The 19,988-nt window shown below is 70.8% G+C and carries 20 protein-coding genes; 12 read left to right on the top strand and 8 right to left on the bottom strand.

Annotated elements, in window-relative coordinates; translation table 11 throughout:
• Nucleotide 1: 1 nt before the first annotated feature.
• Nucleotides 2-2,293, bottom strand: coding sequence for a VIT domain-containing protein (locus VNO22_17240; protein ID HXG63119.1), 2,292 nt, complete (start codon nt 2,291-2,293; stop codon nt 2-4).
• A 137-nt stretch (nt 2,294-2,430) separates the two neighbouring features.
• On the opposite strand from VNO22_17240, the gene VNO22_17245 reads away from it, so the two are divergent.
• On the top strand, nt 2,431-2,658 hold the full coding sequence (locus VNO22_17245) for a hypothetical protein (protein ID HXG63120.1): 228 nt from the start codon (nt 2,431-2,433) through the stop codon (nt 2,656-2,658).
• Between the two features lie 21 nt (nt 2,659-2,679).
• Nucleotides 2,680-3,387, top strand: coding sequence for a hypothetical protein (locus VNO22_17250; protein ID HXG63121.1), 708 nt, complete (start codon nt 2,680-2,682; stop codon nt 3,385-3,387).
• Between the two features lie 3 nt (nt 3,388-3,390).
• Here the strand turns inward: VNO22_17250 and VNO22_17255 are convergent, their stop codons facing one another.
• Nucleotides 3,391-4,284, bottom strand: a complete 894-nt coding sequence (locus tag VNO22_17255) for a UbiA family prenyltransferase (GenBank protein ID HXG63122.1) — start codon at nt 4,282-4,284, stop codon at nt 3,391-3,393.
• The gene (locus tag VNO22_17260) at nt 4,281-5,741 is read right to left on the bottom strand and encodes an amidohydrolase family protein (protein ID HXG63123.1); all 1,461 of its coding nucleotides are present in this window, start codon (nt 5,739-5,741) and stop codon (nt 4,281-4,283) included. The genes VNO22_17255 and VNO22_17260 overlap by 4 nt, the downstream gene beginning before the upstream one ends.
• An 82-nt stretch (nt 5,742-5,823) precedes the next feature.
• Between VNO22_17260 and VNO22_17265 the strand changes: the two genes are divergently transcribed.
• The 10 genes from VNO22_17265 (at nt 5,824) to VNO22_17310 (ending at nt 16,243) form a co-directional block, all read left to right on the top strand.
• On the top strand, nt 5,824-6,201 hold the full coding sequence (locus VNO22_17265) for a Rid family detoxifying hydrolase (GenBank protein HXG63124.1): 378 nt from the start codon (nt 5,824-5,826) through the stop codon (nt 6,199-6,201).
• A gap of 14 nt (nt 6,202-6,215) precedes the next feature.
• Nucleotides 6,216-7,235 (top strand): alanine racemase, encoded by a 1,020-nt coding sequence (locus VNO22_17270; GenBank protein HXG63125.1) that lies wholly within the window; start codon nt 6,216-6,218, stop codon nt 7,233-7,235.
• Between the two features lies 1 nt (nt 7,236).
• Nucleotides 7,237-8,070, top strand: coding sequence for a phosphotransferase (locus tag VNO22_17275; protein HXG63126.1), 834 nt, complete (start codon nt 7,237-7,239; stop codon nt 8,068-8,070).
• 73 nt (nt 8,071-8,143) lie between these two features.
• On the top strand, nt 8,144-9,175 hold the full coding sequence (locus tag VNO22_17280) for a hypothetical protein (GenBank protein HXG63127.1): 1,032 nt from the start codon (nt 8,144-8,146) through the stop codon (nt 9,173-9,175).
• 10 nt (nt 9,176-9,185) lie between these two features.
• Nucleotides 9,186-13,037 (top strand): PQQ-binding-like beta-propeller repeat protein, encoded by a 3,852-nt coding sequence (locus VNO22_17285; GenBank protein ID HXG63128.1) that lies wholly within the window; start codon nt 9,186-9,188, stop codon nt 13,035-13,037.
• Nucleotides 13,034-13,810, top strand: coding sequence for an ABC transporter permease (locus VNO22_17290; protein ID HXG63129.1), 777 nt, complete (start codon nt 13,034-13,036; stop codon nt 13,808-13,810). Before VNO22_17285 ends, VNO22_17290 begins: the two co-directional genes overlap by 4 nt.
• Entirely contained in the window at nt 13,807-14,481 is a 675-nt protein-coding gene (locus VNO22_17295; GenBank protein HXG63130.1) for an ATP-binding cassette domain-containing protein, read from the top strand. Before VNO22_17290 ends, VNO22_17295 begins: the two co-directional genes overlap by 4 nt.
• Nucleotides 14,478-14,750, top strand: coding sequence for a MoaD/ThiS family protein (locus VNO22_17300; GenBank protein HXG63131.1), 273 nt, complete (start codon nt 14,478-14,480; stop codon nt 14,748-14,750). Before VNO22_17295 ends, VNO22_17300 begins: the two co-directional genes overlap by 4 nt.
• A 12-nt stretch (nt 14,751-14,762) precedes the next feature.
• The gene (locus tag VNO22_17305; protein ID HXG63132.1) at nt 14,763-15,497 is read left to right on the top strand and encodes a HesA/MoeB/ThiF family protein; all 735 of its coding nucleotides are present in this window, start codon (nt 14,763-14,765) and stop codon (nt 15,495-15,497) included.
• A gap of 44 nt (nt 15,498-15,541) precedes the next feature.
• On the top strand, nt 15,542-16,243 hold the full coding sequence (locus VNO22_17310; protein ID HXG63133.1) for a hypothetical protein: 702 nt from the start codon (nt 15,542-15,544) through the stop codon (nt 16,241-16,243).
• Nucleotides 16,244-16,255: 12 nt separating this feature from the next.
• On the opposite strand, the gene VNO22_17315 is transcribed toward VNO22_17310, so the two are convergent.
• The 5 genes from VNO22_17315 to VNO22_17335 all read right to left on the bottom strand — a co-directional run bounded on the left by VNO22_17315 (nt 16,256) and on the right by VNO22_17335 (nt 19,977).
• Entirely contained in the window at nt 16,256-16,816 is a 561-nt protein-coding gene (locus VNO22_17315; protein ID HXG63134.1) for a YbhB/YbcL family Raf kinase inhibitor-like protein, read from the bottom strand.
• A 508-nt stretch (nt 16,817-17,324) separates the two neighbouring features.
• A complete protein-coding gene (locus tag VNO22_17320) occupies nt 17,325-18,131 on the bottom strand; it encodes a hypothetical protein (GenBank protein HXG63135.1) in 807 nt (268 codons plus the stop codon).
• Between the two features lie 136 nt (nt 18,132-18,267).
• Entirely contained in the window at nt 18,268-18,525 is a 258-nt protein-coding gene (locus VNO22_17325; protein ID HXG63136.1) for an SWIB/MDM2 domain-containing protein, read from the bottom strand.
• Nucleotides 18,526-18,536: 11 nt separating this feature from the next.
• Nucleotides 18,537-18,851, bottom strand: coding sequence for a CxxC-x17-CxxC domain-containing protein (locus VNO22_17330; GenBank protein ID HXG63137.1), 315 nt, complete (start codon nt 18,849-18,851; stop codon nt 18,537-18,539).
• 112 nt (nt 18,852-18,963) lie between these two features.
• Nucleotides 18,964-19,977: a hypothetical protein gene (locus tag VNO22_17335; protein HXG63138.1), complete on the bottom strand. Its 1,014-nt coding sequence runs from the start codon at nt 19,975-19,977 to the stop codon at nt 18,964-18,966.
• Nucleotides 19,978-19,988: the final 11 nt, after the last annotated feature.

Here is a 19,988-nt window from a genome sequence, read left to right on the forward strand (position 1 = left end):
GCTACTTCGCCGGCGCCGGCCGGAAAAGCGCGTCCAGATCCTCGTCGGGGATCGTCTCCGCGCCCCCGGGATCCACGACGAGCGCCTTGCCGGGCGCCGTCACATAGATCACCGACGTTCCGAGTCGAAGCGCTTCCGCCAGGTCCGGCCGCTTTTCGAGCAGCCGGAAATACGACGCTCCGGCGAAGCGAAGGCGCGTGACCGCGTGCTCCGCCTCGAAGCGCTCGTCGACCCAGAATCCGCGGTAGAAGAGGAATCGCGTTCCGGCGGCCCGCTGCGCCTGGACGCGCAGAGGCTCACCTGCCGATTCGGCCTGCTTGAGCTTGAGCAGAGCGTCGGCCGTCTCGACCGCGGTTCGGCCGCTCTTTTCCTTGAAGCCGTCGGAGAGCGCCCGGGCGGCCTCCGCCGCTTCCCGCCGGAGCCTTTCGTCCTGTTCCGGCTCCGAAGTCGCGCGGGCGCCGCTGCCGACGAACTGATTCACGAGCGCCTTGCCCTTCGGTTCTTCCGCGACGGACGCCGCAGCGGGGCGGGACCGGTCCGTCACCGGCCCGCGCCCGTCCTCCAGGATCAGCGCGCTCGTGTAGGGCGTGGGGATGCCGTATTCGCGGGAGAGCCGCACGACGTCCTGGAGGAGCTCCGGCGACTCGCCGTGGCGCCGGATCGTATCGAGGAGGTGACCCACGCGGCGCATCGCCCAGACGCGGGCGACGAAGGAATGCCGCGTTTCCTCCGCGGGGAAGGAGGCTTCTCCGTCGAAGACGAGCGCCGTCTCGTTCAGCCGCCCCGCCAGCCGCACGGCCGTGTCTCCCGCCCCCGCATATCGGCCCGCCAGAATCAGCGTGGATCCCGCGTAAAGGTCGGGGAGCGTCCGGGGATAGACGTCCACGAACTGGACTCCGTCCCCGAGCGGTCCGACCTCCAGATTCGCCAGGACCGGCCGCGCCGTCCGCGCGAAGAAGGCGGAGACCTTCGCCTCGATGTCTTCTTCCGGACGGACGTACTCGGACAGGCCGGCCCCGATTTCGGCCATTCCGTCCAGCAGATGCGTGTCCACGTCGTAGCCCACGCCCCAGGTGAACACCCGCAGCGACGCCCCGGCGGGACCCGACCTCGCCCGCTTCAGCCGTCCCAGGATCTCGCCGGGGTCGCGGGTGGAACCCACCGTGGGTTTTCCGTCCGTCAGGAAGACCACAGAGCACGGCCGGGACGGGTCGCGGGGAAAGGCCAGCGCCGCCTCCAGAGCGTCGGCGATGTTGGTGCCCCCCTCGACGAAGAGAGCGTCAATCCAGGCGAGCGCCGCCTCGCGGCCCTCGCGGGCGCCGACCCACTCGCGCTTCCATGCCTCCACGCCCGTCGAGAACCGCAGGATCGCGAAGCGGTCCCCGTCTCCGAGGGTTCGGAGGCCGTGCTTGAGGGCGTTGCGCGCCTGCTGGATCTTCGGGCCCGCCATGCTGCCCGAGGTATCGAGGACGAAAATGAAATCCCGTTCGACGACGCGGGAGGCTTCCGCGCGCCACCGCGGGGCGATCAGGAGCAGGAAGTAGCCCGGTTCCCGGGGATCCGGCCGGTGGGTCAGGACGTGAAAGGAGAGTTCCTTCTCGCTTATCGAATAGTAGAGCTGGAAGGACCGCGCTCGCGGGCCGCGGGGTTCGCGGAAGGCGACCCGCGCTTCCCGGTCCCCGGACCGGACGATCTCCACCGGATGAGTGGGGCTGTAAAGGGTCAGGATCGGAAGGGGGCATCGCAGCGCGATCTCCATCGAAAAGGAGCCCGTTTCCGAAGCCGCGTCGCGGGGCCCCGCCGGGAGCGGATAGACGTACGTCGTCAGTCCATCGTGGGAAGACAGGACCTGATCGAACCGGAGCGTGATCCGCTGGCGTCCCTGCGCCGGAATGGGGAACAGGCTCATGCGGAAAAGATTCCCGCCCAGGTATTCGAGGAGTCCCGGATCCTGGACTCGGGAGACGATCTGCTGATAGATCCTCCGCGCCTCGTCGCGCTCGAGGAGATCGCCGGCCTTTTCCTGCCCGTTGACCAGCATCGTGAAGCGGTTGATCGCGGCGCCGGGGGGGATGGGGAAAACGTACTGCGCCTCGAGGGGCCGGTCCGTGTGGTTGACGAAGATCTGTTCCACTTCGGTCGTGGCCACGGGGTGGTGGATCTCCACCCGCACGTGGTGCCGTTCCAGGGCCAGCGGCGGAATCTTCGGATCCTCCGGAATGACGATTCCCTGCGCCGCCGCGGATCCGGCGGCGGCCAGCAGAAGGAACGCCGACATCGCCGAGCGCTTCATGGCCGACCTCCCGTTTCTCACGGCCCTTCGACGCCGGGGCGGGGCGGGCGGTTCCGAAAAAGGGACCGTGCTTTTCGGGAACCGCGGGCGCGATCCTTGCGTCCAAGGAGCGAAGAGCGCGACGAAGGAGGTGGTCCATGAAGCGGGCGGCCATGGCGATTCTGGGGGCGGCGCTGGCGGCGGGCGTGGCCGGCGCGCGCGATGAAGAGGGCGCATCCTGCGGTCGCTGCGGGGGGCGGACCTACGGCACGGCGGTCGTGTGGGAGGACAGTCCCTCGGAAGCGGCGCGAAAGGCCAAAGCGGAAGGGAAGCTTGTCTTTCTTCTTCACGTCTCCGGGAACTTCGAGGACCCGCGCTTCACCTGAAACAACGCCCAGGCGTTCCGGGTGAACGCTCTGGCGAATCCCGAGGTCGGATCCTATCTCGGCCGTCATTTCGCGGCGGGTTTCCAGAAGGTCGCCACCTTCCGCATCGTCGGCGGCCAGAAGCAGGGGGGCAACGTGGCCGCCTACTTCTGCGCGCCGGACGGCCGCGTCCTTCACGCGGTGGCCGGACCGGTGGGGGCCAAGGAGCTTCTGCGCGAGGCGCGCTGGGTGGTGGACACGGCGCGAGCTGCCGTCGAGGAGGCGTCCCGCACGGGGACGCCCTTCAAGGTCCTCTTCCGCCGCCGGCACGCGGAGCGGCTCCGGGCGGAATACAGGCTCGCCGTCCAGCCGGTGGAATTCGATCCCGTCGACCCGCCGGCGGAGGGTCCTCTCACGTGGCGCGATCCGTCAGGGCGTCCTCTGGCGCCGGTTCTTCCCCCGCCTCCGGTGGACGGTCCGGACGTGTCGATCCGCCTGGCGGCCCTGGTTTCCGAAGATGCGGCCAAGGCCAAGGGGGTGGCCCGATGCGCCCCCGCTCCGGTCCAGACCCACGCCCCGCGCGTCCATCGGCTCCTGGCGGCGTACGCTCTGCTTCCTCTCGAGCGCCTCTACGGGACCGTGTTCGAGCAGATTCTGGGCGAGCGGGTGACGACGCAGCCCGTGATCGTCGTCGGAGGGCGAAAGACCGACGTGTGCCTGCGGTGTCCGGCGCCGGCGGAGGCGAAGTAGACCTCAGGGGAGCTTCTTGAAAAGCGCGACGCCCAGGGCCGCCGGAAGCACCAGGGCGGCGACCGCCAGACCTTCGTCGTGGAACCCGGCGGAGAGAAGGTAGATCGCGTCGAGGAGAATGATCCCTCCCACGCCGTCGCGCACGAGGAGCATCACTCCGTCGCGGTTCACGGCGCCGCGGGCCCTCCAGGAGAGGCCGGCGACGAGGATGAGGAGGACCAGCCAGCGGGCGGGAGAGGCGGCGCCCGAAATTCCGGGCCCGAGAAGCGCCGCCCAGGCGGCGGCGACTCCCATGGCGGCCACCGCCAGATAGATCGCCGGAGCCCGGATTTCCTTTCTGTCCTCCTGGCGGGAGATCGCGGTGAGGGCGGTGACGTACACGAAGCTCGTCGCCGCGAAGTGGAACGTTTCGCGCGGCGCGGCCAGTTCCTTGAGATCCGCCGCGGCGGCGGCCGCGCCCATGAGAAAATTGAGCGCGCGGATCGAGCCCATCACCCACGAAGCCCGCAGGAAGAAGTCGTAGAGCACGACGGCGCCGGCGGCGGCGGCCCAGACGAGGATGCGGGGGGCGGCGCCCCGGCCCGGCGCCAGGATCGCCGCGAGCGCGGAAACCGCCAGCGCCCCGAGCGCCGCCGCGCGCGCCGCGGACGGCGAAAGCCGTCCCGAGGGCAGGACCCGCCGGGGGGCCGCCGCCCGGTCGCGCTCGAGATCGGCCAGATCGTTGGCCGCCATTCCGAAGGCGTAGAGCGCCGCCGAGGCCGCCGCCAGGAGCGCCAGCGTCCATCCGTTCGGGCTGAGCGAACCGAGCCCCACCAGATACCCGGCGGCGCTGTCGGCCACCGCGGTGAAGACGAACGGCAGCCGGTAGAGCTTCAGAAGGGCGAGGAAGGTCTTCATTCCCGAATCGGCGCCCGGAGCGGCCGCCCCGGGGAGACGCCGGTCTGAAGCTTGCCGTCGCGGACGACCGGGACGCCGGCCACGAGAACATGCCGGATGCCCTCGGGCGGGCGGCCCGGATCCTCGAGGGTCGCGCGGTCGATGACGGTCGCGGGGTCGAAGACCACGAGATCCGCGTCGGCGCCCGCCTGGAGGCGGCCTTTGCGCCGGAAGACCGGAGCGTGGCGCTCCAGCCTGCGGGCGGGAAGGAGCGTGCTTTTCCGGACGGCGTCCATCAGGCTCAGGGTCTTCTCTTCTCGAACGTAGCGTCCCAGAAGGCGCGCGTAGGTGCCCGCATTGCGCGGGTGGCCGCGGCCGTTCTGGGCCAGACCGTCGCTGGCGACGAGGACGAGGGGATGGGCCACCGCGGCCCGGACGGCGTCCTCCGGGATGGAGTGGATGGCGACGAGGCCCCCCTGGGCGCGATACCGGGCGAACGTCTCCGGGGTGAGGCGCTCGCCGGTGGCCACCCATTGGACGTCGGGGTAATCGATCTCGAGTTCCGCGCGCCAGTCGCCGTCGAAGACGCCGGAGTTGAGGTTCGTCATGCCGAAGGTGTAGGGATAGCATTCGGTCGTGACGTCCAGCCCGCGGGCGCGGGCCTCCGCGAGGATTTCGAGGTGGCGCGCGGTGAGGCGGCCGCTCGTGGAATGGAGGTGCACGACATGGAGGGGCGCGCCGGTCACGAACGCGGCGGAGATCGCTTCCTGAAGCGCGGCGGTGCTGCTGGCGGGCTCGCGGCGGCCGTTGTGGCGCATATGGACATGGCAGGAGGCGCCGAACGCCGCCGCGGCGCGGAAGGCTTCGAGGATCTCCCAGCGCGAAGCCGCCCCCGTGTACTGGATGCCGAACCCCACGGCGACCGCTCCGCGCCGCAGTCCCCGCTCGATCCGGCGCCGGATCTCGGCCACCTGGTCGTCCGAGGCGGCCACCGTGTTGGCCCGCGCCGAGGAGGGAGGAAGAAACGCGGGGGAATCGCCCATCACTTCCATCCGCACGGGAATGTGGCCGATCGAAACGCCGTAATGAATCAGGGAGCGGCCCGCGCGGTCGGCGTACCAGCGGTCCACGTCCGCCGTCCCGACCTCCAGCTCGAGGGCCGAAGTGACGCCGTCGGCCGCCTTGCGCGCCTGGTTGGCCAGATCCGCCTCGACCGAGGCGACGTCGCCATGGGAGTGCAGATCGATGAAGCCGGGGGCGACGACGAGCCCGCGGGCGTCGATTTCGACCCCGCCGCGCAGGGGGTGCGGGCTCACGGCGGCGATCGTACCGCCGCGGATTCCGACGTGGCGGACGGCGTCCAGGCCGGTTTCCGGATCGAGGGCGCGTCCTCCGGACACAACGAGATCGAAGGGTTCCCCGGATTCCGGTCCCGCGCATCCCGCCCAGAGGAGGACCGTCCAGAGGGCTCGCCGCATGCGGGCCATTGTAGGTAGCGCGTGACAGGGGCGCCAGCGTTTGATAGAAGGGCACGGAGATTCGGAACGCTCGGAGGGCACGATGAGGACTCCCGTCCTGACCGACCGGGCTCCCAAGCCCGTGGGGCCGTATTCCCAGGCGATCGTCAGCGGCGACCTGATCTTCGTCTCCGGTCAGGGACCCCTGGATCCGGCGACCGGGAAGTACACGCCCGGGGACGTGCGCGCGGAGACGCGCCGGACGCTCGAGAACATCAAGGCGATCCTCGAGGCGGCCGGCTCGTCGCTCGACAAGGTCGTCAAGTGCAACGTCTATCTCCGGGACATCAGGGATTTCGCGGCGATGAACGAGGTATACGCCGCGTTTTTCTCCGCGCCGGCGCCGGCGCGGACCACGATCCAGGCGGGGGCGCTGCCCCTGGGGATCTCGGTCGAGATCGAGTGCATTGCGCGCCGGTGACGGAGGGCGCGCCGATGGACGCCCTGGACCTGGACACCCCGGCGCTCTACGTCGACCTCGACGCGCTGGAGCGCAACATCCGGCGCATGCAGGCGCAGTGCCGCGCCTGGGGCGTGGCGCTCCGGCCGCACGTCAAGACCCACAAGGTGCCGGAGATCGCCCGGATGCAGCTCGAGGCCGGGGCGGTGGGGATCACCGTCGCCAAGGTGGGGGAGGCGGAGGTTCTCCCGGGAGACGACGTTCTCATCGCCTATCCCCTGGCGCCCGCCAAGGCGGAGCGGGCGCGCGAACTCGCCCGGCAGGGACGGCGGGTGACGGTGGCCGTCGATTCGGTGGAGGCGGCCGAGGCGGCGGGGGATCTGCCGGCGCTCGTGGAGGTCGATGTGGGGGTGGGGCGATGCGGGGTGCAGGACGCGGAGAGTCTCGTGCGCGTGGCGCGGGCCTGCCGGCGGTTCGAGGGGCTTTTTTACTGGCCCTCCTGGCTCGATGACGAAGGCTTCCGGCGCGCGGCGGCGAAGATCGAGCAGGGGCTCGAGGCGCTCGGCCGGGCGGGCCTCCGGGCGCGGGTGGTCTCCGGGGGCTCGACGCCCGGGGCGTCCCGCACGCTTCTGGTGCCGCAGACCACGGAGATTCGTCCGGGGACGTACGTCTTCTACGACGCCAACAGCATCGTCGCCGGATGCGCGTCGGTTTCCGACTGCGCGCTTCGGGTGCTCGTCACCGTGGTGAGCACCGCCGTGCCCGGTCAATGCGTCATCGACGGAGGGTCCAAGACGTTTTCGAGCGATCCGACGAAGGACCGGGGGACGTTCGGCCTTTTTCCCGACCGGCCGGAGTGGACGATGGGGAAGATGAACGAAGAGCACGGGTACGTGCGGCTGGGCGGCGGCGCGCCGCCCCGGGTGGGGGAGAAAGTGTGGGTGATTCCGAGTCACGTCTGCGCCACGGTGAACCTGCACGACGAGATCTGGTACGGCCGCGGCGGGCGGGTCGAAGGGAAGTGGGCGGTGGCCGCCCGCGGCAAGATCCGCTGACATGAAGGTCCTTTCAGGCGGCGTGAGCGGCGACGTGGTGCTCACGGACGAGGGCCACGTGCGCAAGCAGTTCCTCCCGCGCCTCAAGGTGGCGATGGAGTGGACGAGCGACCCGCGCCGCGTCTTCCGGGAGATCGAAAGTCTGCGCGCCTGGTCCCGGATCGTGGGGCCCGAGTCCGTCCCGCGCGTCCTTTCGGTCGAGCCCGAGGCGTTCGCCTACACGATGGAGTACGCCGAGGGGCCCAGCTGGAAGGACCTCCTCATGGCGGGGGACGTGCGCCGCTCGATCGCCCACGAGCTCGGGCGCCGCCTGGCGCTCGTGCATCGCCGCCCCGACGAGGAGGCGCGCCGGGCCCTGGCGGGGCCCGGGTACTTTTACGAGCTTCGGGTGGAGCCCTACTACGAGACGGTTCGCCGCGTCCATCCGGACCTTCCGATCCGCGCGGACTTCCGGTCCGAGACGCTCGTGCACGGCGACTACAGCCCGAAGAACGTCCTCGTTCACGCGGGCGGCCTGTGGGTGCTCGACCACGAGGTGGCCCACTGGGGGGATCCCGCGTTCGATCTGGCGTTCATGCTCAATCATCTTCTGATCAAGTCCTTCGTCTTCGCGGACGCGCGGTACCGGGACGCGGCGCGGGCGTTCGTGGACGCCTACGGGCCCGGCCCGGAGCTGGAAGCCCGGACGATGGCCCACGTGGCGGTGCTCATGCTCGCCCGCGTGGACGGCAAGTCGCCGCTGGCGTATCTCGATGAAGATCAGCGGCGGCGCCTGCGCGCGCTGGCGCGCCGGCGGATCCTGGAGCCGGTCGAACGTCTGGAGCGGTACTTCTGAAGTCCGCCTTCAGAGCTCCGGGGCCGACGGAAGGCATGGAACCCCGGACGCGGGCTCCGTTATATTGATGTAGATGATGACGCCGCTCGCCTGGTTGGCCCTGTCGCTGGCGGTCTGCAACATCCCGGTCTTCCGCTACGCCCTCGAGCGCTGGCGGGCCTCCCCTTACGAGGCGATCGTCTTTCGGCGAGGGCCTCTCGGAGAGGCGGAGCGCGCCTTCCTCCGGGAGATTCGCCGTTCGAACGCCAATATTGACCTCCGGGAAGTCGATCTGGCCGGCTCTCCGGAGGAGAACGACGCGGCGCTCTGGAAGGCTCAGGGAGATCGGCCCCTGCCGTGGGTGGTCGTGCGTTTTCCAAACGCCGGGCCGGCCTTCCCTCCCGCCTGGACGGGCCCCCTGGCCGATCTGCGTTCGAACGGCCTGCTCGACTCCCCGGCGCGCCGCGAAGCGGCCCGTCGCCTTCTGTCCGGAGATTCCGCCGTATGGGTGCTCCTCGAGTCCGGACGGAAGGAGGCCGACGACGCCGCGGCGGCGCGGCTTCGGGCGGAACTCGACCGCCTCGAGAAGGTGCTGAAACTTCCCGTTCCGGTAGAGGACGATCCGCCTCTGCTCTCGGAAGTTCCCCTCAAGATCGCGTTTTCCATCCTCCGGATCGCTCCTTCCGAGGACCGCGAGCGCGCGTTCGCGGGGCTTTTGCGGGCCGCCGAGCCGGAACTGGCGAAAGTCGACGAACCCGTCGCGATCCCCGTCTTCGGCCGCGGCCGGGCCCTCTGGCCGCTTTGGGGAAAGGACCTTTCCCCGGAAGGGATCGAGGAAGCCGCGAAATTTCTCACCGGGGCGTGCTCCTGCCAGGTGAAGGAACTCAACCCGGGCGTGGACCTTCTCTTCGAGGTGGACTGGGAGTCCTCCCTCGCGGGCGTCGCGCCGGAAGAGCCGCCTCCGCCGCCCCCTCCGGTTCTGGGAACGCGCCGTCCGGCCGAGGAATCCCCGCCGCCGGCGCGGCCTTCCGGATCGTCGCGCGCCCTTCTCTGGGTCGGAGCGGGGCTCGCGGCTCTCCTGGCGGTGGGGACGGGCCTGCGGCTGTTCGGTCGTTCCACTTCCTGAAGGAGGGCGCGTGCGGACGCTGCTTCTCGCGCTTGTTCCCCTGGCGGGTCCGGTCGCTCAGGGGGACGACGACTGGCCGATGTGGCGCCGGGATCCGGAGCGCACCGGAAGCTCTCCCGCCGCGCTGCCCCATCCCCTGCGCCTTCAGTGGGTCCGCGAACTTCCGCCGCCTCGACCCGCCTGGCCCGATCAGACGCGCCTGCCCTTCGACGCCGTCGATGAGCCCGTTGTGGCCGGAGGCACCCTTTTCGTGGGTTCCTCCCGCACGGACCGGCTTTTCGCCTTCGACGTCCGCACCGGCGCGCTCCGATGGAGCTTCTTCGCCGACGGACCCGTGCGGTTTCCGGCCGCCGTCTGGGAAGGGCGCGTCTATTTCGTTTCCGACGACGGCCGGCTCCGATGCCTGGACGCCGAACGCGGCGCCCTCCTCTGGAGCGTGCGCGGCGGGCCGTCCGATCGCCGGGTTCTCGGACACGAGCGGCTGGTGTCCTCGTGGCCGGCCCGGGGCGCCCCCGTGGTCGCCGACGGCGTGGTCTACTTCGCCGCCGGCATCTGGCCGTTCATGGGCACCTTTCTGCATGCCGTGGACGCCCGCACGGGCCGGGTGCTCTGGACCAACGACGGCGACGGCGCGCTCTATATCCCCCAGCCGCACAACGCCGATGCCTTCGCGGGCGTGGCGCCCCAGGGGCCGCTGGCGGTCTCCGGGGAATGGCTCCTCGTCCCCGGCGGACGTTCGGTTCCGGCCTGCTACGACCGGCGCACCGGCCGGCTGGTCCACTTTCGCCTCGCCGAGGGCAACCGCAAGGGGGGATTCGACGTGACCGCCGCCGGGCGGGTGTATTTCTGCGGCGGCTCGATGTTCGACCGCGAAAGCGGTCTCTGGGTGGCCGATCTGGGAAGACCTCTCGTCGCGGCGGACGGCGACGTCTGGTGGGCGGACCGCAAGGAAGGGTTGCGCCGCCTGGCCCTTCCTTCCGCGATCGAAATCGTCGAGACGAAAGACCGCCGGGGGCGGACGGTGCGGCGTGCCCGGGCGCGCCTGGAACGGCCCGACGAATTCGACGGCCCGCGGGTGGAGGCCCTTCTCCGGGCCGGGCCGCGCCTCTATGCGGGAACGGAGGGTCGTCTCTACGCGGTCGATCTCGAGGACCCCGAACGCCGCGTCTGGGAGGCGCCGATCGAAGGAGCCCCGCTGTCCCTCGCCGCCGCCGGCGGGCGCCTGTTCGCCGCGACGAAGGAGGGAAGGATCTATTGCTTCGGCGCGGAAAACCGGCCGCCCGCGGTCCATCCTTGGAGGGCGGAGCCGCTCGGAGAAACGCCCGCCGGCGATCGCGCCCGCCGGATTCTTCAGGGAGCCGGCGTCCGCGAGGGGTATGCGGCCGTGTGGGGGCTGGGCGACGGCGATCTCGTCGTGGAACTCGTGCGGCAAAGCGGCCTTCGCATCCTTGCGGTGGATCCCGATCCCGTCCGCGTCGCCGCCTTCCGCGGGCGTCTGGCGGCGGCGGGACTCTACGGCGATCGGGTCGAGGCCCATGTGGGCGATCCTTGCGAGTTTCCCTGGCCGCCTTACGGGGCGGATCTGGCGGTGGCCGACGAGGCCCTCGCTGCGGGAACGGCGATCGACGGTCGCTTCGCCGAAGCGCTTTTCCGCCTCCTGCGTCCCTATGGCGGAACGGCCTCCTTCCCGGCGGACGCGCCGGCCGCCGAAGCGTTCTCGCGCTTCGTGCGGACGGGCGAGCTTCGGGAGCGGGAAGCGGAGGGCCGGCGGATCTTCGTTCGCGGCCCCCTGCCCGGCGCGGCCGACTGGACGCACGAGCATGCCGATGCGGCCAACACGCGGGTTTCCCGCGATCGGATCGTGAAGGCGCCGCTGGGGCTTCTCTGGTTCGGCGGGCCGTCGAACGAGGGGATCCTCCCCCGGCACGGGCACGGCCCCCAGCCGCAGGTGATCGAGGGACGGCTTCTGATCGAGGGCGTGGACAAACTCCGCGCGCTGGACATCTACACGGGCCGCCTGCTCTGGGAAGCGCCGCTCCCCGGCGTGGGAAAGTTCTTCGACAACACCCTTCACCAGCCCGGAGCCAACGCCAGCGGTACGAACTTCATCTCGACCCGCGACGGGATCTACGTGGCGTACGGGAGATCCTGCGTGAAGCTCGATCCGGCGACCGGCGCCCGGATCGGCGAGTTCACGCTCCCTCCCGGCCCCCACGCCAAGGATCCGCCTCTCTGGGGCTACATTAACGTCGTCGGCGATTACCTCATCGGGGGGGCGGAGCCTCTGGGCGGCCATGAGGCGCTCCGCGGGAAGACGCCCGAGGGAGGGGACGATCCCGACGACGACGATGACGACCTTTTCATGCGCCGGCTTCTGCATGCGCTGGGCGACCAGGACGCGATGTCGTCCAGCCGCCGCCTCGCGGTCCTGGACCGGTTTACGGGAAAGCCGCTCTGGACCGCCGAGGCGCGCAGCGGATTCCGGCACAACGCCGTCTGCGCCGGAGGCGGGCGGCTCTACGCGATCGACCGTCTTTCCGGAATGCAGGCGGCGCGCCTGAAGAGGGACGGAGCGCCCGAGCCTCCGCCGCCGCGCCTCGTGGTCTTCGACCTGGCGACGGGGCGCGTGCTCTGGGAGACGGAAGAGAAGGTTTTCGGCACGTGGCTGAGTTACTCGGAGGAGCACGACGTTCTTGTCGAAGCCGGCCGCGTGGCGCGCGATACGCTCAAGGACGAGCCGCGCGGGATGCGCGCCCGCCGCGGGGCGGACGGCCGGGTGCTGTGGGAACGGAGGGAATATTCGGGTCCCGCCATGATCCGCGGGGGTACGGTGTTCATGGCCGATCGCGCGTGCGATCTGCGGACGGGCGAGCCGCTGAAGCGGGTTCATCCGGTGACGCTCGAAAGCGTCCCCTGGACGTGGACGCGCAACTACGGGTGCAACACGCCGATGGCCTCGGAGCACCTGCTGACCTTCCGGTCGGGAGCCGCGGGGTATTTCGATCTGGCGCGCGACGGCGGCACGGGGAATCTGGGCGGATTCCGCTCCGGCTGCACGAACAACCTCGTCGTGGCCGGCGGGCTTCTCGTCGCGCCCGACTACACGCGCACCTGCACCTGCAGCTACCAGAACCAGGGGTCTCTCGCGCTCGTGCCGATGCCGGAGAACGAAATGTGGACGTTCTTCGGTTCGACCGACCTGCGCGGACGCGTGAGGCGGCTGGGGTTGAACTTCGGAGCTCCCGGCGACCGGAAGGCGGACGACGGGACCCTCTGGCTGGAGTGGCCCTCCGTGGCGGGGAAGTCCCCGGCCGTCCAGGTGCGCGTTGAGCCCGAGGAGGCGTCTTCCTTCCGCCGGCATTCTTCCGCGATGGGGGGCGAGGGTCCCGCCTGGGTGGTCGCTTCCGGCCTGGAGGGCCTGGAGTCCGTGACGGTCACGCTCGACCCGGCCGCCCGGGAGGAGCGTCCTTACACGGTCCGGCTTTTCTTTGCGGAGCCCGGGGACCGGGCGCCCGGCGAGCGGATCTTCGACGTGGCGCTGCAGGGACGGCCGGCGCTGGCCGGGTTCGACGTGGTTCGCGAGGCCGGAGGGCCCCGCCGGGGCGTGGTGCGGGAGTTTCGCGGCGTGAAGGCGGCGCGGGAGCTTGCGGTGGAGTTCCGGGCGCGGGAAGGGCGTCCCCTCCTGTGCGGCCTGGAGGTGATCGAAGAAGGGGCGCCGCTTCTCAAGCCGGCCGAGGGCGCGCAGGGCGCCGCGCCGGCGGCGGAGCCGGCCGGCAGCCCCTGGGGGGCGGCGATGGGCGCCGGGATCGTGGCGCTCCTGACGGGGGCGGCGTGGGGGGCGGGGAGAATCCGGGGCCGATGAACGGCGAGCGCCCCTTCTGGATCGGGCTGAGTCTCCTGGGCGGATCGTACGTCGTGCTCGTCGGGGCGATGATCGCGGCGGACGCGGCCTTCATCCGGTGGGGCGATCTCGGCGCGGTCTTTCGGAGCCCGGAGATCCGGTACGCGACGATCCTGAGCCTGGTTTCCTCGACCGCCAGCGCCGCGGCGTCGCTGGCGGTGGGCATCCCGCTGGGTTATCTTTTGGCGCGGACGTCGTTTCCGGGCAAGCGCTGGGTGGACGCCATCGTGGACATTCCGGTGGTGCTTCCGCCGCTCGTTGTGGGGCTGAGCCTGCTTATTCTCTTCCGGGCGGTGCCCGGGGTGGCCTACTCGGTGCCGAGCGTCATTCTGGCGCAGTTCGCGGTGGCGGCGGCCTTCGCGGTGCGGACGCTGCGGGTGACCTTCGAGGAGATCAGCCCGCGGGCGGAGCAGGTGGCCATGACCCTGGGCTGCACGCGGGCGCAGGCGTTCCGGAAGGTGGCCCTGCGGGAAGCCCGTCGGGGGATCCTGGCGGCGGCGACGCTGGCATGGGCGCGTTCGTTCGGGGAGTTCGGGCCGGTTCTCGTCTTCGCGGGCGCCACGCGCCTTCGGACGGAGGTGCTGTCGACCACGGTTTTCCTGGAGCTTTCGATCGGGGAGCTCAACCGCGCGGTGGCCGTATCGCTTTTCATGGTGGTCGTCTCGCTCGCGGTCATCGTGTGGGTGCGCCGCCTCGGGGCCGAGGGGATGTTCGCCCGGGGGATGCGCCCGTGATTTCGGTGGAGGGGCTGCGCGTCCGGGCCGGAGCGTTTCTCCTGGAGGGCGTGAATCTCGAGGTTCCGGAAGGGGGCTACGGGGTTCTCATGGGCCGCACCGGCGGCGGAAAGACGACGCTTCTGGAAACGATCTGCGGTCTGCGGCGGCCGGAAGCCGGAAGGATCGTCCTGGGGGGGCGCGACGTGACGGGGCTTCCTCCCGCGGAGCGGGGCGTGGGGTACGTGCCCCAGGATCGGGCGCTCTTTTCGACCTTCACGGTTCGGGAGCACTTGGCCTTCGCGCTGCGGCTTCGCGGGAGGCCGGAGGTCGAGATCGACCGCCGCGTGGTCGAGCTGGCGGGGCGGCTCGGTCTGGAAAGGCTGCTCGACCGCCGGCCGGCGGGACTGAGCGGCGGCGAGGCGCAGCGGGTGGCGCTGGGCCGCGCGCTGGCGGCGGCGCCGCGGGTTCTGATCCTGGACGAGCCTCTGACGGCGCTCGACGAGGAGACGCGGGAGGAGATGTTCGCTCTTCTCGAGGAGGTCCGCCGCGGGATGGGCGTGACGACGCTTCACGTCACGCACAGCCGGAGGGAGGCGCTGCGGCTGGGAGACCGGCTGTTCGTCCTGGAGGCCGGGCGCGTGAGGCCGATGGGGCGGGAGGCGCTGGAACGGGAGGAGGCGTCCGCATGAAGCTGACGGTGCGGTACGGGGCCCAGGCTCGCGAGGCGGCCGGGCGGGAAGGAGAAGTGGTGGATCTTCCGGGCCCCGCCACGGTCGCGCGTCTCCTGACCCATTTGGCCGAGCGCCACGGGGACCGGCTCCGGGCGCTGCTCCTGCGGCCGGACGGGACGCTCCATCCCTCGGTGCTGGTGGCGGTGGGAGACGAGCAGGCGCGGCCGGGGGATGCGCTTTCGGACGGACAGACCGTGTGGGTTTCCACGCCGATTTCGGGCGGGTAGGGGAGAGCGGGGATGGGACCCGACGATCGGGCGATCTACGAGTGGCAGCTCGACATCCCCGGCTTCGGCGAGCGGGGCCAGGAGGCGCTTCGACGTGCGACCGTTCTGGTTTCCCGCGTGGGGGGCGTCGGCGGCGCGGCGGCGTACTACCTGGCGGCGGCCGGCGTGGGACGGCTCGTCCTGGCGCATGAAGGGGTGGTGCGTCCGAGCGATCTCAACCGGCAGATCCTGATGACGGCGGAGGGTGTGGGACGTTCGCGGGTGGAGTCCGCCGCGCGGCGCCTGCGGGAACTCAACCCGCGCCTGGAGATCGTGGCGGTGGGAGAGAACGTGGGGGAGGAAAACGCGGCGCGTCTGGCGGCGCGGGCGGACCTCATCGTGGACGCGGCGCCGCTCTTTCGGGAGCGGTTTCTCCTCAACCGCGAAGCGGTGCGGCAGGGCAAGCCTCTCGTCGAGTGCGCCATGTACGCGCTCGAGGTTCAGGTGACGACGATCCTGCCCGGCCGGACGCCGTGCCTTCGGTGCCTCTATCCGGAGGAGCCTCCCGGCTGGAAGCGGCGCTTTCCGGTCTTCGGGGCCGCGGCGGGGGTGGCCGGCACGCTCGGCGCCATGGAAGCCATCAAGGTGCTTTCCGGCCTGGGCGAACCCCTGGCGGGGCGGCTCCTGGTGGGCGACCTGCGGTCGATGGAGTTTCGGACGGTGCGCCTGCGGCGGGATCCCGCATGCCCGGAGTGCGCGGCCCGGTAACGCGGCATCCCTCCGGCGGCTCCTCAAGCGGGAGAGATTCCGCTGTGCGGCGCTTCCTGATTGCGGGGAGGATCCGGGGCCGCGGCGCGGCGCTCCGGCGCCTCGAGGAGGCCGTCCGGCGCTGGCGGCCGGACGCGGTCCTCTTCGTGGGCGATGTTCTTCCGCCCGCCTCGCGGCGGGAACGTTCCCGCGAGGAGGCGGAGTTTCTCGAGCGATTCTTCCAGACGGCAGGACGCCTGCCGGCGCGGACGGTGGCGATTCCGGGACCTTCGGACGCGCCGCTGGGGACGTTTCTGCGCCTGGGCATGAACGCCGAGGTCGAGTACCCGGGGGTTCGCCTGGCGCACGCCTCGTTTCTGGCGCAGGGCGATTGGGCGGTGGCGGGCATCGGCGGGGAGCTGACCCCGTCGGAGGACGCCGGCGCGCCCGTCGTGCGCCAGTCGCACACGACGGCGGAGTATTTCCTGCGCCCTCTCTGGAACTCGAAGCCTTCGCTCAAGGTGCTTCTTTTGGCGGTGCCGCCCACGGGCCGGCTGGGCGGGACCGAGGGGAACCCGATCGTGTCGGAGCTTCTTCACACGGGCCATCCGCACCTCTGCGCCGTGGGAGGGCCTCAGGAGGCGCGCGGCGTCGAGCGCGTGGTCCGCACCACGGTCGTCAACCCCGGCGAGCTGGCCGAGGGTTCGGCCGCATGGGTGGACCTGAATCGGCCGGCGGGCGAGCGGGTCCGGATCCTGGACCTCTGACGCGGCGGAGCGTCAGCGGCTGTAGGTTCCGATGAGGGCTCCGGTTCCCAGGACGTGTCCCTCCAGCGCGCGCAGGAGCTGAGGCTTTCGGAAGCCGGGGCCCAGTTCGAGGGGGGCGTCCAGCGCGTACAGCCGGAAGTGGTAGTGGTGCGTGCCGTGGCCGCGCGGCGGAGCCGGCCCGTCGTAGCCGATCTCGCCGAAATCGTTGGCGCCCTGGACCGATCCGGGAAGTGCGGGCGGGCGGCCTTCCTTGGAGATCCCTTCCGGAAGAGAGGTCAACGGCCGTTCGTCGATCGCCGCGGGGATGTTGGCGATGAGCCAGTGGACGAAGGGTTCCTCGCCCGGAGCGTCGGGATCCTCGCAGAGGAGGGCGAAGGCCCGCGTGCCGCGCGGCACGCGCGTCCAGCTCAGAGACGGCGACCGGTTGGCTCCGTCGCGGGCGTGTTCGGAGGGCATGCGCTGGCCGTTCCCGAAGGCGCTGCTGGTGACGTCGAGGATTTCGACGGCGCGGCCCCCTCCGCGCGCGGCGGGTTCGCGGACCTCGCTGGGGGGTTTTTCGGGGTTGATCTTCATGGCTGAACCTCGCACGACCGGCGGTCCGTCCGCGCCCCCGGCGCGGTGACGCCGCCTTCCATTATACCGCCGAATCCCGCCGGTCCGGCGGTCGAACGCTTTCCTTCGGGCGCCGCCCCGGGCCTGGGCGGCCGGGGCGCCGGACGGCATTGTGGGGAACGAAGCTCTCGGGGAATCGATCGTCCATCACGAAGAGCGAATCGCGGGCGCCCGTCCCCCTTCGGGATGCGCGGTTTCGCCTCGCACGCGGACATGGTTTTCTCAATAACCGAGCCGTGAGGGGCGCGGTCCGTTATCGGGAAGGGACGCCGGGCCCGCCGGAGCCGCAGGTCCGACAAAGCAAAGCGCGGGCGGGGCCGGTTCGCTCATGATGGGATCGGATTCCGCTTCTCCGGAGCAAGAGGCCCTCCTTCGGGAGAGGCGGAACCGGCATCGGGCGTTACGGAAGTCGAAGTGTGGGGGGCGTTCCCTCCCCGGGGGAAGGAACGCCCCCCTTGGTTTGCGGGCGTTACTTTTTCTCCGGGTCCTTGAAGCCTTCGACCTTGGAGACGAACTTTTCGGGCTCCTTTTCGAACTTGGCCTTGCAGTTGGCGCAGCAGAAGGCGATGAGCTGATTCTTGTAGAGGAATGTGGCGTCGGCTTTGACCTCTTTGCCCGAAAGGGGACACTTCGCGTTGATCGGCTTGGCGGAGGAGCCGGCTTCCGGCTTGGGTTCCTCGCGCGGGGGCGGAAGCTTGGCCTGTTCGGCTTCCCACCCGCGGTTCACGTAGAGGCCGGGGACGGCCTTGACGAGCGCCTCGGCGCCGGCCTCGGTGACCTGGGTCTGCCAGACGAACAGGCTGCGGAGCTTCTTGAGGCCCTTGAGGTGTTCGAGTCCTTTGTCGGAGACCTTCGTGCCGTACAGGTTGAGATACCGCAGGTCGGCCAGCCCCTTGAGATGGGCGAGCCCCTCGTCTCCGATGCCGGTCCTTTCGAGGTGGAGCCGCTGGAGGTGCTTGAGGCCCGCCAGCCGGGCCAGGCCGGCGTCGGTGACCTTCGTGGCGGCAAGATTCAACCAGACCACCTGCTCGGCCACGGGGGCCAGGGCCTCCAAAGCGGCGTCTCCGACCTGATCGGCCGCGGACCGGAAGTCCACCGTGAGGGCGTTCGTGTTGGCGGCCAGGGGCATGGCCAGAGCCCCGAGCTGGCGGAGCTTCTCGAGCGCCTGGGCGTCGGCGGCCGGGACGGTCGGCAGGCCTCCCTCGGAGCTTTCCTGGGCGGCCGGTGCGGCGGCAAGGCAGCCCCACAGGGCGGTCGCGAGCGCAAGCGTTCTCATGAGCAAATCCTCCTCACTCTTCTCTTACGGCGCGCGGGCCGCCCCCGTCGCAGATTCCCGGCCGCCGGGCTGCAGGCGGAGCATCTCCCTCGATCCCACGGGAAAGGGAACGGCTTCCCGAGCGGGCCGGGGCCGGCTATTTGAGATGCTTGCTGACCAGGGCGGTCATCTCGAACATGGAAACCTGTTTCTTGCCGCCGAAGATCTCCTTGAGGGTGTCGTCGGCGTTGATCATGCGCTTGTTCTTCTGGTCTTGCAGGCCGTGCTTCTTGATGTAGGCCCAGAGCTTCTTGGCGACCTCGCTGCGGGGGAGGGGTTTCTCCCCGGTCACCTTGGCCAAAGCCGGGCTGGGCTGCAGCGGCTTCATGAACGCGCTTTCGGCCTTCTTGGGCATGGCGTTTCTCCCTATCTCCTCTTGGCGAAGCAATCGCTGCAGTACACGGGACGGTCGCCGCGGGGCTTAAACGGGACCTGGGCGGGCTTGCCGCACTCCGCGCAAACCGCCTGGAACATTTCCCGCCGGGCGCCGCCGCCCATGCCGCCTCCCATGCCTCCGCCCATCCCGCCGCCCCCGCCGGCGGCCTTCTTGGCGGCGCGGCACGGCGAGCAGCGCTTGGGCTCGTTGGTGAACCCGCGCTGCGCGTAGCGCTCCTGCTCGGCGGCGGTGAAGGTGAACGTCGTGCCGCACTCGACGCACGTCAACTGCTTGTCCTGGTACATGTCCACTCCGAAAAAGGACTCGAACCCCCCCGCCGCCCCGACGTCCGGCGGGACCCCTTGATTACAATGAGGCGCGGCTCCGGAGGCAATCAAAATCTGAAGCCGCCGGCGCCTATTCCGGCGGCGAGATGAGAGGAACCGCCTCGGCCGCCGCCCCCGCGGGAGAGGGCGCGGGCCCCTCGGGCCGGCTCGGGACGATCGCCTCGACCTCGGCCGGAACGGGCTTTTCCACCGACGTCGGGACCGGCGGGGCGGCGTCCGCCGGAACCCGCAGCCCGTCGCGCAGGCGGCGCACGCGCTCGCGAAGGCCCGTGACGAGCGTCTCCATGGCGTCCAGGCTGTGGTCGAGGTCCGCGGCCAAGCGCTCGGCGCTGTCCAGGCGCGCCAGAAGGCCTTCGGCCGCGCGGAGCCGGCCGGCGGCGGACTCGAGTTCCGACCGGTGCAGGCGTTCCAGCTCGTCCAGGCGCTTCTGAAGCTCGTCGGCCTTTTCCCGGTACGTGGACAGCGTGGCCTCGAGCGCGGCCCGCGCGGCGTCCTTCTCGCGCACGGAGCGGTCGGCGGCCTCCTGGAGGCGGGAAAGGGTTTCCGCCAGGCGCCGCCGCTCCGCCGCCTCGCGGTCGAGATGCTGGCGGCCCTCGGAGAGGGCCCGGTCCTTCTCCGCGATCCTCCGCTCCATCTCGGCTCTGAGCTCGGCCAGCGAACGCTGGTGGGTTTCGGCCAGGCGCTCGAGAGCCGCGCGGTTTTTCTCCTCCTGCTCCCGCGCGCGCTCCCGGAACGCGTCCAGGTCCGCCAGGCGGCGGGCTTCGGCGGCCTCGAGCTGCTTCTGGAGCTCCTCGAGCCGGCCGCGATAGGAGGCCAGGCTGGCGTCCAGAGCCTCCAGCGTCTTCTGCTTCTCCGCGAGAGCCCGGGCGTGGCTCTCCTCGAGCCGCCGCCGCTCTTCGCGCTCGCGTTCGAGGTCGCGCTCAAGGCGGGCGGCCCGGGCCTCGAGGTCGCGCCCGCGGGGATCGGGGGCGGCCGTGGGGGCGGCGGGGCGCAGCTCGCCGTTGCAGGCGGGGCACCGCGAGCCGCTCGCCGCGGCTTCGTCGCGGACCCGGTACATCTTTCCGCAGGCGCATTCGAGGATCATGTCCATCCCTC

The organism is Planctomycetota bacterium, assembly GCA_035574235.1.
Taxonomy (GTDB): domain Bacteria; phylum Planctomycetota; class MHYJ01; order MHYJ01; family JACPRB01; genus DATLZA01.